The 12543-nt window shown below is 71.3% G+C and carries 12 protein-coding genes; 8 read left to right on the plus strand and 4 right to left on the minus strand.

All coding sequences use genetic code 11. The annotated features are described in order from the left end of the window. Positions 1-143: 143 nt before the first annotated feature. Complete coding sequence (locus tag HW577_RS11780) at positions 144-887, minus strand: 3-deoxy-manno-octulosonate cytidylyltransferase (protein ID WP_198376328.1); 744 nt, start codon at positions 885-887, stop codon at positions 144-146. Positions 888-1020: 133 nt separating this feature from the next. On the opposite strand from HW577_RS11780, the gene HW577_RS11785 reads away from it, so the two are divergent. The 8 genes from HW577_RS11785 (at position 1021) to HW577_RS11820 (ending at position 9527) form a co-directional block, all read left to right on the plus strand. Next, positions 1021-1563 carry a c-type cytochrome gene (locus tag HW577_RS11785; RefSeq protein WP_198376329.1) on the plus strand — a complete coding sequence of 181 codons (543 nt, stop codon included), beginning with the start codon at positions 1021-1023 and terminating at the stop codon, positions 1561-1563. After that, the gene (locus HW577_RS11790; protein ID WP_198376339.1) at positions 1560-2342 is read left to right on the plus strand and encodes an inositol monophosphatase family protein; all 783 of its coding nucleotides are present in this window, start codon (positions 1560-1562) and stop codon (positions 2340-2342) included. The genes HW577_RS11785 and HW577_RS11790 overlap by 4 nt, the downstream gene beginning before the upstream one ends. Before the next feature lie 47 nt (positions 2343-2389). Further along, complete coding sequence (locus HW577_RS11795; RefSeq protein WP_198376330.1) at positions 2390-4249, plus strand: extracellular solute-binding protein; 1860 nt, start codon at positions 2390-2392, stop codon at positions 4247-4249. Positions 4250-4256: 7 nt separating this feature from the next. Then, a complete protein-coding gene (locus tag HW577_RS11800; RefSeq protein WP_198376331.1) occupies positions 4257-5372 on the plus strand; it encodes a microcin C ABC transporter permease YejB in 1116 nt (371 codons plus the stop codon). After that, the gene (locus HW577_RS11805; RefSeq protein WP_198376332.1) at positions 5369-6412 is read left to right on the plus strand and encodes an ABC transporter permease; all 1044 of its coding nucleotides are present in this window, start codon (positions 5369-5371) and stop codon (positions 6410-6412) included. The genes HW577_RS11800 and HW577_RS11805 overlap by 4 nt, the downstream gene beginning before the upstream one ends. Continuing rightward, positions 6409-8016, plus strand: coding sequence for an ABC transporter ATP-binding protein (locus tag HW577_RS11810; RefSeq protein ID WP_198376333.1), 1608 nt, complete (start codon positions 6409-6411; stop codon positions 8014-8016). The genes HW577_RS11805 and HW577_RS11810 overlap by 4 nt, the downstream gene beginning before the upstream one ends. A 103-nt stretch (positions 8017-8119) precedes the next feature. Beyond that, complete coding sequence (locus HW577_RS11815; protein ID WP_198376334.1) at positions 8120-8593, plus strand: hypothetical protein; 474 nt, start codon at positions 8120-8122, stop codon at positions 8591-8593. 1 nt (position 8594) lies between these two features. Then, positions 8595-9527: a 2-hydroxyacid dehydrogenase gene (locus tag HW577_RS11820; protein ID WP_198376335.1), complete on the plus strand. Its 933-nt coding sequence runs from the start codon at positions 8595-8597 to the stop codon at positions 9525-9527. A gap of 48 nt (positions 9528-9575) precedes the next feature. Here HW577_RS11820 and HW577_RS11825 read toward each other — a convergent pair whose 3' ends face one another. From HW577_RS11825 to HW577_RS11835, 3 genes are all read right to left on the minus strand, one after another. After that, on the minus strand, positions 9576-9983 hold the full coding sequence (locus tag HW577_RS11825) for a MarR family transcriptional regulator (RefSeq protein WP_198376336.1): 408 nt from the start codon (positions 9981-9983) through the stop codon (positions 9576-9578). An 81-nt stretch (positions 9984-10064) separates the two neighbouring features. Continuing rightward, positions 10065-11450 carry a leucyl aminopeptidase family protein gene (locus tag HW577_RS11830; RefSeq protein WP_198376337.1) on the minus strand — a complete coding sequence of 462 codons (1386 nt, stop codon included), beginning with the start codon at positions 11448-11450 and terminating at the stop codon, positions 10065-10067. Between the two features lie 362 nt (positions 11451-11812). Beyond that, the coding region (locus tag HW577_RS11835; RefSeq protein ID WP_232474869.1) for an SGNH/GDSL hydrolase family protein at positions 11813-12543 on the minus strand (731 nt) is incomplete at its 5' end.

The raw sequence follows: 12543 nt of genomic DNA on the forward strand, positions 1-12543 counted from the left end.
CGCCTCTGCCGACTCTAGACAGGCCGGAGTTCAGCCGTGTGCTCTCCCGATCTGCCCGGGCGAGCCGCCGCGCCGGGCGCGACAGTGCGGGGCGCGAAGGCAAGGCGGCCGGATGGCCGCCGCCCGCCGCCTGAGGGGCGCGGTCACGCGTGACCGCGCGACACCAGGAGACTCCGCGCCCGTTCAAGATCGTGCGGCGTGTCCACGCCGAAGGGGCCGTGGTCGACGCGCGCCGCGGCGATGCGCATGCCGGCTTCCAGCGCGCGGAGCTGCTCGAGCTTCTCCCGCATCTCGAGCGGGCTCGCCGGCAGGGCGACGAAGCGATCGAGCGCCGCGCGGCGATAGGCATAGACGCCGATATGGTGCCAGCGCGGCCCCTCCCCCCAGGGGATCGGCAGGCGGGAGAAGTACAGCGCCGGGGCGACGCGCGCCGCGGCCTCGAAGGCGCAGGCGGCCTTCACGAAGGACGCGGTGTTCGCCTCCTCCTCGTCGGCGATCGGGCAGACCAGCGTGCCGATGTCGACCTTGGGGTCGGCCAGGGGGTCCAGCACGGCGCGCAGCGTCTCGGGCGCGATGGTCGGGAAATCCCCCTGCAGGTTCACCACCACGTCGTGGCGACCTTCCGGGTCCAGCGCCGCCATGGCGCGTTGGACGCGGTCGGTGCCGGAGGGGACGTCGTCGGCCACCAGCACGGCGGCCGCACCGGCGGCGCGGGCGGCCTCGACGATCTCGGGCTCGCCCGCCGCAACGGCGACGGGGCCGATGCCGGCCTCCCGCGCCCGGTCGATGACATGGGCGATCATGGGCCGGCCATGGATGTCTGCGAGCGGCTTGCCCGGCAGGCGGGTGGCCGCCATGCGGGCGGGAATCACGAGGATGGGGCGCAAGAAGGCGGCTCCGGCTGCTTGTCGGGCGGGGGCGCGGGCACTATGGTCCGCCGCGTTTTAGGCAAGGCCGGCAGGGTGCGCAAACGCGCCGCCGGACCTTTGGGGAAGAGCGGCGCGAAGGGCCCGGAGCGGAATGGCGAACCTGGAATTCAACAAGATGGCCGCGGCGATCCTGACGGCCGGCATCACCTTCGGCGTCGCGGGGGTGATCGGCCGCCTGATCGTCCATCCAACCATGCCGCACAGCACCGCCATCCGGATCGGGGACGAGGCGCCGGCCCAGCAGGCGGCCGCCGCGCCGGCGGCGCCCGCCGCGCTGGAGCCGATCGCGCCGCTGATCGCCGCCGCCAATGTCGACAATGGCCGGCAACTCGCCCAGCGGCAGTGCGCGTCCTGCCATTCCTTCAATGATGGCGGGCGGCACGGCGTCGGGCCGAATCTCTGGGGCATCGTCGGCGCCCGGCACGCGGCCAAGGAAGGCTTCAACTACTCCGCCGCCAACCGCGCGCTGGCCGACAAGCCCTGGGGGTATGAGGAGCTGAACGCCTTCATCGCCGCCCCCGCGCGCGCCATGCCGGGCACCCGCATGTCCTATTCGGGCCTGGCCAATGTGCAGCAGCGGGCGGACCTCATCGCCTACCTGCGGTCGATCTCGCCGAACGCACCCGCGCCCTGATCCCGGCGGGCTTCATCGCGGCGGCCGAGCAGGCCGCCGACCTGGCGGGGGCGGTCATCCGCCCCCTGTTCCGGTCCCCCCTGCTGGTCGAGGCCAAGGGCGACGCCAGCCCCGTGACCCAGGCGGACCGGGACGCCGAGGCCGCGATCCGCGATTTCCTTGCCGCCCGCTTCCCCGACCACGGGGTGATCGGCGAGGAACATGGCGAGCACCGCCCCGACGCCGAATGGGTCTGGGTGCTGGACCCGATCGACGGCACGCGCGCCTTCGTCACCGGCCGGCCCCTGTTCGGCAGCCTGATCGGCCTGCTGCACCGGGGCGTGCCCGTGCTCGGCATCATCGACCAGCCGGTTACCGGGGAACGCTGGGTCGGCGTCGCCGGGAAACGGACGCGCTTCCGCGCCCCGCTCGGCGGCACAGCATCCTGCCGGCCCTGCGGGCGGGTGGGCGATGCGGAACTGTCCTGCACCAGCCCCGACATGTTCCTGCCCCCCGACCGGCCGGGCTTCGAGCGGCTGCGCGGCGCGGCGCGGCGCGTCACCTGGGGCGGGGATTGCTACGCTTATGGGCTGCTCGCCATCGGCTTGGTGGACATCGTGGTCGATGCCACGATGAAGATCTGGGACTGGGCGGCGCTGGTCCCCGTGGTCGAAGGCGCGGGCGGGCGCGTGACCGGTTGGCGCGGCAAGGCGCTGCGCGCCGATGCCGATGGGCGGGTGCTGGCGGTCGGCGATGCGGCCCTGCTGCCGGAGGCCGTGCGCCTCCTCACCGATCGGTAAGGCCGCGGACGTTGCCGCGCGGGGGCCGAACCCCCATCCTGCAGTCCATGCAGCGACGTGACCTCCTGGCGCTCGGCGCCTTCGCCGCCCTTCCCGCCATCCCGCGCCACGCCCGCGCCGTAGTGCCCGCCGGCGGCGACCGACCGGGGGAGGTGGTGCGCACCCATGCCCTCTCGCTGCTGGCCCCGCCCGCCCTGCCGGCGGATTTCCGCCACTGGCCCTGGGCCAACCCGGACGCGCCGAAAGGGGGCGAGGCCGTGCTGGGGCGCCTGGGGTCCTTCGACAGCTTCAACCCCTACATCCTGCGCGGCACGCCGGATCCGGGGATCGGGCTGATCTACGACACGCTGATGGCCGGCAACCCGGACGAGGCGACGGCCGAATACGGCCACCTCGCGGAGACGGTCGAACTCCCCGCCGACCGCCGCGGCGTCTCCTTCGAGTTGCGGGAGGCCGCGCGCTGGCACGACGGCCGCCCGGTCACGGCCGAGGATGTCGTCTTCACCTTCAACGCGCTGCGCAGCCAGGGCCGCCCCTTCTTTCGCGCCTATTGGGCCGATGTGACAGAGGTGGTCGTCGAAAGCCCCCGCCGCGTCACCTTCCGCTTCCGCACGGCGGAGAACCGGGAACTCGCGCAGATCCTGGGCGACCTGCCGGTGCTGCCGAAGCATTGGTGGGAAGGGCGGGATTTCGCGCGGCCCTCGCTCGATGTGCCGCTCGGCTCGGGGCCCTACCGGCTCGAGCGCTTCGAGCCCAACCGCAGCACCGTCTATCGCCGCGTCGAGGACTACTGGGCGCGCGACCTCGGCGTGCGGCGCGGCCTGAACAACTTCGACACCATCCGCTACGAGTATTTCCGCGACACGACCGTGGCCTTCGAAGCCTTCAAGGCCGGGCAGATCGACTTCCGCACCGAGAATGTCGCGCGCGACTGGGCGACCGGCTACGACTTCCCCGCCGCGCGCCGCAACCTCGTGAAGCGGGAGGAGATCCCGCACGAGATTCCCACGGGGATGCAGTGCTTCGCCGTGAACCTCCGCCGCCCGCTGTTCCAGGATGCGCGGGTGCGTCGTGCGCTGATCGAGGTGTTCGACTTCGAGTGGATGAACGCCAGCCTTTTCTTCGGGGCCTATGCGCGCACCTCCTCCTACTTCTCGAATTCCGACTTCGCCGCGCGCGGCCTGCCGGAAGGCCGCGAACGCGCGATCCTGGAAGGCTTCCGCGGCCGCGTGCCGGAGACGGTTTTCACCGAGGAATACCGCCTGCCGGTCACCGACGGGTCGGGCAACAATCGCGACGGCGCGCGCCGCGCCCTCGCCCTGCTGCGCGAAGCCGGCTGGTCCGTGCGCGACCGGCGGCTGATCAACGCGGCCGGCCAGCGCTTCGAGTTCGAGATCCTGCTGCAGGGTGCCACCTTCGAGCGCGTCGCCCTGCCCTATGTGCAGTGGCTGGAGCGCATCGGCATCACGGCCCGGGTGCGCACCGTCGATCCCGCCCAGTATCAGGTGCGCATCGACGCCTTCGACTACGACATGACGGTCGATTCGATGGGCCAGGGCTTTTCGCCGGGCAATGAGCAGCGCGACTACTGGACATCGGCAAAGGCGCGGGAGAATGGCAGCCAGAACGTCGCCGGCATCGCCGACCCCGCGATCGACGAGCTGGTCGAGCTCGTGATCGGCGCACCGGACTATCAGGAGCTGGTCGCGCGCACCCGCGCGCTGGACCGCGTGCTGCAGCACCACAACTTCGTCATCCCGCACTGGCACAGCCGCACCTTCCGCATCGCCTTCTGGGACAAGTTCGGCCGGCCGGAGCGCAATCCGCGCTACGGGCTCGGCTTCCCGCAGGCCTGGTGGATCGACCCGGCGCGGGACCGCGCGCTGACCGAAGCGCGGCGCGGCTAGCACACAGGTGGGCGCCTATCTCATTCGCCGGCTGCTGCTGGTGGTGCCGACGCTGCTCGGCATCCTGATCATCAACTTCGCCGTGGTGCAGTTCGCCCCGGGCGGGCCGGTCGAGCAGATGCTGGCGGAACTCCGCGGCGAGGGGCAGTCGGTGCTCGGGCGCATCACGGGGGAAGGCGGCGGCGATGTCCGCCTGCCCTCGGGCATCGACCAAGGCGGGCAGTCGGGCGGCGGGCCGGCCGGCACCTATCGCGGGGCGCGCGGCCTCGACCCGGCCATCGTCGCCGAGATCGAGCGCGCCTTCGGCTTCGACAAGCCCGCCCATGTCCGCTTCTGGGAGATGCTGACGGGCTACCTGACCTTCGATTTCGGCCGGTCGCTGTTCCAGGACCGGCCGGTGATCGACCTGATCCTGGAAAAGATGCCGGTCTCGGTCTCGCTCGGCCTCTGGTCCACGCTGATCATCTATCTCATCTCCATCCCGCTCGGCATCCGCAAGGCGGTGCGCGACGGCTCGCGCTTCGACGTCGCGACATCGGGCATCGTGCTGGTGGGCTACGCGATCCCGGGCTTCCTGTTCGCCATCCTGCTGGTGGTGCTGTTCGCCGGCGGGTCCTTCCTGCAGATCTTCCCGCTGCGCGGCCTGGCTTCCCCCGGCGCGGCGTCCTGGCCTTTCTGGGAACGCGCGCTCGACTATGCGTGGCACATGGCGCTGCCGACGCTCGCACTCGTCATCGGCGGCTTCGCCGGGCTGACGATGCTGACCAAGAACTCCTTCCTCGACGAGATCGGCAAGCAATACGTGGTGACCGCGCGCGCCAAGGGGGCGGCGGAACAGCGCGTGCTGTACGGGCACGTGTTCCGCAACGCGATGCTGATCATCATCGCGGGCTTTCCCGCGGCCTTCATCGGCATGCTGTTCACCGGCGCGCTGCTGATCGAGATCGTCTTCACCCTCGACGGGCTCGGCTATCTCGGCTTCCAGGCGGCGACGCGGCGCGACTACCCGATCATGTTCGGCACGCTGTACATCTTCACGCTGCTCGGCCTGGTGCTGCAGATCATCAGCGACTTCACCTACACGCTGGTCGACCCGCGCATCGACTTCGAGGCGCGGCGATGACGCTTTCGCCGCTGACCCGCCGGCGACTGGCCAATTTCCGCGCCAATCGCCGCGGCTACTGGTCCGCCATCATCTTCGGCATCCTGTTCACGCTGTGCCTGTTCGCGGAGGTGATCGCGAACGACCGGCCGATCGTCGCGCGCGTGAACGGGCAGTGGTTCTTCCCGGTGCTGGTGGACTACGCCGAATCCGACATCCTGCCGGACGGAATCCCGACCGACGAACGCTTCTGGCACAGCAGCGACTTCATGCAGGAATTCACCGAGGCCGGCGGCTGGGTGGTCTGGCCGCCCGTGCGCTACCGGCACGACACGCTGGTGCGCGACCTCGGCGTCGCACTCCCCGCCCCGCCTTCCGCGCAGAACTGGCTCGGCACCGACGACAGGGGGCGGGACGTGGTCGCGCGCGTCATCTACGGCTTCCGCATCTCGGTGCTGTTCGGCTTCACGCTGACCATCGTGAGTTCCATCATCGGCATCGCGGCCGGCGCGGTGCAGGGCTATTTCGGCGGCGCCATCGACCTGTACTTCCAGCGCTTCATCGAGTTGTGGTCGGGCATGCCGCAGCTGTATCTGCTCATCATCCTGGCCAGCGTCATCGAGCCCTCCTTCTGGGTGCTGCTCACCTTCCTGCTGCTGTTCTCCTGGATGGGGCTGACCGGCGTGGTGCGGGCGGAATTCCTGCGGGGGCGCAACCTCGACTATGTCCGGGCGGCGCGCGCGCTCGGCGTCTCCCACGCCCGGATCATGACGCGCCACATCCTGCCCAACGCCATGGTCGCGACGCTGACCTTCCTGCCCTTCATCCTGGCGGGGTCCGTCACGGTGCTCGTCTCGCTCGACTTCCTGGGCTTCGGCCTGCCGCCAGGCTCGCCCTCGCTGGGGGAACTCGTGAACCAGGGCAAGGACAACCTTACTGCGCCGTGGCTCGCGCTCACCGGCTTCATCGTCCTCGCCGTCATGCTGACGCTGCTGACCTTCGTGGGGGAGGCGGTGCGCGACGCATTCGACCCGCGCAAGCTGCCGGGGGGCGGGCGATGACGCTGCTCACCGTCGAGAACCTCTCCGTCGCCTTCGGTTCGAAGCGCGTCGTCGAGGGCGTCTCCTTCAGCGTCGAGCGTGGGGAGACCGTCGCACTGGTGGGCGAATCGGGCTCCGGCAAGTCGGTCACGGCGCTGTCCTGCCTGCGGCTGCTGCCCGGCTCGGGCGCCAATCCCGAAGGGCGCATCCTGCTGGATGGGACCGAGGTGCTGACGGCGCCCGAGGCCGATCTCCGGCGGCTGCGCGGCGGCGTCGCGGGCATGGTGTTCCAGGAACCCATGACCTCGCTCAACCCGCTGCACACGGTCGAGCGCCAGGTGGCCGAGGCGATCACGCTGCACCGCCCGCTGGCGGGGGCCGCGCTGCGCGCGCGCGTCATCGAATTGCTGCGCCGCGCCGGCTTCCCGAATGCCGAGGAACGGCTCGCCGCCTATCCGCACCAGTTGTCGGGCGGGCAGCGCCAGCGGGTGATGATCGCGGCGGCGCTCGCCAACGACCCGAAGCTGCTGATCGCGGACGAGCCCACCACCGCGCTCGACGTCACCATCCAGGCGCAGATCCTGGAACTGCTCGAGGAGCTGAAGCGCGGCCTCGGCATGGCGCTGCTGCTCATCACCCACGACCTCAACATCGTGAAGAAGCACGCCGACCGCATCGTGGTGATGAAGGACGGGCATGCGGTCGAACAGGGCCGCGTCGCGGATGTCTTCGCCGCGCCCGCGCACCCCTATACGCGCATGCTGATCGCGACCGAGCCGCGCGGCGCGCCCCCGCCGGTCGCCGATGGCGCGGCCGAGGTGATGCGCGGGGAGGAGGTGCGCGTGCATTTCCCGATCCGCCGCGGGCTGCTGCGCCGCGTCGTGGGGCATGTGCGCGCGGTCGATGGCGTGAGTGTCACGGTGCATGAGGGCGAGACGGTCGGGCTGGTCGGCGAATCGGGGTCGGGCAAGACGACGCTCGGCCTGGCCATGCTGCGGCTCGAGGAGAGCGATGGCGCGATCCGCTTCGAGGGCTCGCCCATCCAGGGCCTGCAGCGCGCGGCGCTGCGCCCGCTGCGCCGGCGCATGCAGATCGTCTTCCAGGACCCCTATGGCGCGCTCTCGCCGCGCATGAGCGTCGCCGAGATCGTGGGCGAGGGTCTTGCGGTGCATGAGCCGGGCCTGACCGCCGCGCAGCGCGACAAGGCCGTCGCGACGGCGCTGGAGGAGGTGGGCCTCGATCCCGCCATGGCGGAACGCTACCCGCATGAATTCTCGGGCGGGCAGCGCCAGCGCATCGCCATCGCACGCGCACTCGTGCTCAAGCCGCGCTTCCTGGTGCTGGACGAGCCGACCTCGGCGCTCGATGTGAGCGTGCAGGCGCAGGTGGTGGAACTGCTGCGCGCACTGCAGGCGAAGCATCGGCTGGCCTACCTGTTCATCTCGCACGATCTGCGCGTGGTGCGCGCCATGGCGCACCGGATCGTCGTGCTGAAGGACGGCAAGGTGGTGGAGGAAGGCGAGGCCGCCCGGCTTGTCGCCGCGCCGCGGGAAGCCTACACGCGCGCCCTGATGGCCGCTGCCTTCGACCTCCGTACCGAGGCCGCCCCCGGGCTGCGCACATGATGTGCGCCCGCCCCGGAAGGCGCGCGCCCCGTTCGGAGCGCGCGCGAGGCTACGGCGCGAAGGCAGGCCGGGCGGATGCCCGGCGCCCGCCGTCTGAGGGCACATGACCACATCCGAGATCGAGACGCTGAAGCGGCTGATGGATGCCGAGCAGGTCAAGCTCGGCGTGCATATCCGCAAGATGAACTCGCCGGGCTCCCCCGTGTACCGGTCATGGGAGAATGTCTGGCCGGCGGGCCTCATCCTGCTGACCTCCTTCGCCGCGCTGCGCTGGGGCGGCGCGCCCTTCACGGCGATGGGCGCGCAGCAGGGCGGCGCCTGGGCCGGCACCATCGTGCTCGCGATCGGCTGCTGGTGGTGGTTCTACAAGGTGATGCCGAAGGTGAAGGACGGCGTCTTCGACCGCACCGCGGCCTATGTCCTACAGTCGCCGGCGCATTTCGACGCGCTCTGGGCGAAGGGTGTGCTCAGCCTCTATGCGAAGATGCCGGACGGGACGGAGCGCGCGGCGACCGCGCGCAATTCCTGGCGGGACTTCGTCACCGCGATCGACCACGACCTGAAGGGGAGCGCCTGAGATGGCCGTCCTGCTTTCGACCAAGGCGCACACCATGCAGGACTGGAAGGCGGCGCTGCTGGCCGTCGACCCGTCGCTGGAGATCCGCCTGTTTCCCGATGCGGGCGAGCCCGCGGACATCGAGGCCGCGGTGGTCTGGACCGCGCACGACATGATGGAGCTGCGCCGCTATCCGAATCTGCGCGTCATCGTGTCGATGGGCGCGGGCGTCGACCACCTGTTCCGCCCGCCGGGGCCGCCGCCCGGTGTGCCGGTCGCGCGCCTGGTCGATACGCGCCTGACGCAGGGCATGACGGAATGGGTGCTGCTGAACGTGCTGCGCTTCCACCGGCAGGACCCGGAATACCGCGACCAGCAGGCGAAGAAGGTGTGGTTCGAGCTGCCGGCGCCCGAGACCTCGGCGCGGCGCATCGGCATCCTCGGCCTGGGTGAACTCGGCAGCGACGCGGCGCGCGCGCTCGTGGCCCTGGGTTTCCCGGTGATGGGCTGGTCGCGCCGGCCGAAGCAGGTGGCGGGCATCGAGACCTTCCACGGCACGGAAGGGCTGACCGCCATGGCGGCGAAGGCCGACATGCTGGTCTGCCTGCTGCCGCTGACGCCCGAGACGCGCGGGGTGATCGACGCGCGGCTGCTGGGCGCGATGAAGCCGGGCGGCTTCCTGATCAACGCGGCGCGCGGCGGACACATGGTGGCGGCGGATGTGCTGGCGGCGCTCGATGCCGGCCAGCTCGCGGGGGCGGCGCTCGACGTCTTCGAGCCCGAGCCCCTGCCGGCCGAAAGCCCCTTCTGGGCGCATCCCAAGGTGATCCTCACGCCGCATGCGGCGAGCATCACCATTCCTTCCTCCGCCGCGCCACAGGTGGTGGAGAACATCCACCGCGCGCGTGAGGGGCGGCCGCTGATCAACCTGGTCGACTTCGCGGCGGGCTACTGAAAAAGCCCCGGGCGCGGACCCGCCGCGCCCGGGGAAAGTCAGTCGCGATCAGACCGCGCGGAGCGCCGGCGTCGGCTCGCCATTGCCCTGCGCGGGCAGGATGCGCGCCTCGGCCGTGCCCTTCACCGCCTCGGACATCACCGTGCGCAGGTCGCGCAGGAAGGTGCTGCCCTTCGGCGTGCGCTGCACGAGCACGCTGCGGCGGTCCGCCGGATCGACCTTGCGGCGCGCGAGGTCGAGTTCGCCGAGCCGATCGAGCGCACGCGTGATCGCGGGCTTCGACACGTTGAGGTCGGCGGCCAGGCCGCGCACCGTGTGCGGCCCCTCGCTGAGATAGACCGTCAGCAGCACGGCAAGCTGCCGCGCCGAGAGGTCGGGCCCGTCGCTGCGCACCAGCGCGACGATGGTCTCACGCAGGATGGCAATCTGCTGGTCGGGGTTGGCCTGACTCGTCATGTCTTTGTCCTTCGTTGCTTCTAGGGGCGGCGCGACCGCCCGGGGTTTGCCCCCCTGCGGGGGCATGGCGGGGCGGGGCCGTCATGCGGCCAACGCCCGGTGGGCGGGGTCCTCGGCGACGTCCGCGATCAGCGCGTGCAGCGCGCGGGCGCATTGCGCCTCGCCGCCCTCGGGGCGGCCCGGACGTGTCGCGTCGTTCCAGGCATAGAGGTCGAGATGCGCCCAGGGCGTGCTGGCCGGGACGAAGCGCCGCAGGAACAGCGCCGCGACGACGGCACCGGCCATCGGCTTGTGGGAAACGTTGGAAAGATCGGCGCCCTGGGTGTCGAGCCAGGGCTCGTAGCCATCGTGCAGCGGCAGGCGCCACATCGGGTCCAGCGCCTCCCGGCCGCACGCCAGCAGACGGTCGGCCAGCGCATCGTCATTGCTGAACAGCGCGGGCAGGTCGGGGCCGAGGGCCACGCGCGCCGCGCCGGTCAGCGTCGCGCAGTCGAGGATCAGCGCCGGCGACTGCTCCGCCGCGTAGGCGAGCAGATCGGCGAGGACGAGCCGCCCCTCCGCATCGGTGTTGCCGACCTCGACCTTCAGCCCCTTGCGGGTGCGCAGGACATCGAGCGGGCGCATCGCCGTGCCGGAGACGGCGTTCTCCACCGCGCCGACGAGCACGAGGAGGCGGCAAGGCAGGGCGCTGCGCATGACCATCTCGGCCACCGCCATGACGACGGCCGCGCCGCCCATGTCCTTCTTCATCCGCAGCATGCCGGAGGGCGCCTTCAGGTCGAGCCCGCCGGTGTCGAAGCAGACGCCCTTGCCGCAGAGCGCGACGAGCGGGCCGTCCGGGTCGCCCGTCCAGCGCAGCACGGCAACCCGCGGGGCGCGCGGACTGCCTGCGCCGACCGCCGCGATGGCCGGGAAGCCCTGGTCGAGGCATTCGCCGGCGACGATGTCGCATATCCCGCCATGACGGGCGGCGAGGGCCGCGACCGCATCGGCCAGTTCGGCGGGGCCGAGGTCGGCGGCCGGGGCGTTGATGAGGTCGCGCGCCGCGCAGATGGCCTCGGCCATCATCACGGCGGCGCCGGCGTCCTCGGGAATTTCGAGCACGGCCGGCGCGGCGCCGGCCTTGTGTCGCCGCGGGCGATAGGCGCCGAGTGCCCAGCCGAGCGTTGCCTGCGCCGGATCCTGCGGGCCCGGGGCGAGCCGCCAGGCGGTGCCGGCCGGCAGGCCGCGGGGCAGGCCGCCGAAGGACCAGGGGCCGCCATCAGGACCGAGGCCGACGACGGCACCGGCCAGGCCTTCGGCGCCCGGCAGCAGGGCGATCTCGCCGGCCTTGCCGACGAAGCCCGTGGCGCGCAGGAAGGCGGCGGCGGCGGGGGGCAGGACACCGAGGAAATCGGTGACGCCCTCCGGCCTGACCGCGTGCAGCGGCAGGGCACCCATCGCTCTGGCCGCCAGGCCCTCGAGCATGATCCCGATCCCCAACGAGGCCACCCGGCGTGGCCTCACGACAATTTTACATCGCTGATTTGCTACGGAAGATCAACGGAATCAGCTTCGAATATCACGAAGACGTGATATGAAAGGGCTGCATCACCTCAAGAAACTGAGTTACTTCAAAGACTTGTGGGTGTTTGTAGAGCACTTCTGTAACAAAACAGTGGGCGCTGACACGGCCGCCGAACGGCGACGCGAATCGCGACGCCCCTCCCTTTCGTTGCGACGATCAATTGTTCGCGCGCGCAGCGCGACATCCGACCAGCGGTGTCCGGCTGATGGGATATTGCGCTGGCGCCGGGGCGCCACCGCGATCGGGCCGCCCTGCCCTTTCGCTACCGCTGCGCGACGCCCTGCGCCGCCGCCGCGCCCGACAGCAGCGCCCCGGCCAGCGCCTGGGCCAGGCAGCGATAGCCGACATCGTTGTGATGCAGCCCGTCCTCCACCAGCGCGGCGGCGTTCGGCAGCCCCGCCGCGGCCCAGGCATCCATCAGCGCGCCGCGGGAGAACAGCGTCACCCCGGGCACCGCGGCCGCGGCGGCCGAGAGCATCGCGTCATAGTCCCGATGCCCCGGCCGGGCGGCGATGCGCGGTGCGCGCTGGTTGTCCATCAGCACCACATCGACCCCGGCCGCGCGCATGCGCGCCAGGCCCGCCCGCAGAAAGCGGTCGAAATCCGCCTTGTCCATGCTGCGCAGCGCGGCATTCGCGCCGACCTGCCAGACCACCAGGTCGGGCGCGGCCGCGATCACGTCCGGCTCCAGCCGGGCCAGCATCGCATCCGCGTCCTCCCCACCCACGCCGCGGTTCAGCACCGTGACGCCGTGGCGGGGCAAAGCCGCGCGCAGCAGCGACTCGAGCTGCGCGGGATAGGCCATCCAGGGCGCCGATGCGCCGGCGCCGGCCGTCGAGGATGACCCGAAGGCGACGATCCGGAGCGTCCGCCCCTCCCGGACCGCCGCGGCGAAGCGGGGTGCCACGATCGGCGGCGGCACGACGGCGGGGCAGGCGGGATCCGGGATCGGAAGAGCAGTCGACTGAGCTCCAGTCGCGCTTGAGTCTGGAT

This window comes from Neoroseomonas rubea (genome assembly GCF_016106015.1).
Taxonomy (GTDB): Bacteria; Pseudomonadota; Alphaproteobacteria; order Acetobacterales; family Acetobacteraceae; genus Neoroseomonas; species Neoroseomonas rubea.

What these genes read in the sequence shown, in the direction of transcription:
- HW577_RS11785 (WP_198376329.1), top strand. Translation starts at nt 1,021, where the DNA reads ATGGCGAACCTGGAATTCAACAAGATGGCCGCGGCGATCCTGACGGCC.
- HW577_RS11795 (WP_198376330.1), top strand. Translation starts at nt 2,390, where the DNA reads ATGCAGCGACGTGACCTCCTGGCGCTCGGCGCCTTCGCCGCCCTTCCC.
- HW577_RS11805 (WP_198376332.1), top strand. Translation starts at nt 5,369, where the DNA reads ATGACGCTTTCGCCGCTGACCCGCCGGCGACTGGCCAATTTCCGCGCC.
- HW577_RS11810 (WP_198376333.1), top strand. Translation starts at nt 6,409, where the DNA reads ATGACGCTGCTCACCGTCGAGAACCTCTCCGTCGCCTTCGGTTCGAAG.
- HW577_RS11815 (WP_198376334.1), top strand. Translation starts at nt 8,120, where the DNA reads ATGACCACATCCGAGATCGAGACGCTGAAGCGGCTGATGGATGCCGAG.
- HW577_RS11820 (WP_198376335.1), top strand. Translation starts at nt 8,595, where the DNA reads ATGGCCGTCCTGCTTTCGACCAAGGCGCACACCATGCAGGACTGGAAG.
- HW577_RS11825 (WP_198376336.1), bottom strand. Translation starts at nt 9,983, where the DNA reads ATGACGAGTCAGGCCAACCCCGACCAGCAGATTGCCATCCTGCGTGAG.
- HW577_RS11830 (WP_198376337.1), bottom strand. Translation starts at nt 11,450, where the DNA reads ATGCTCGAGGGCCTGGCGGCCAGAGCGATGGGTGCCCTGCCGCTGCAC.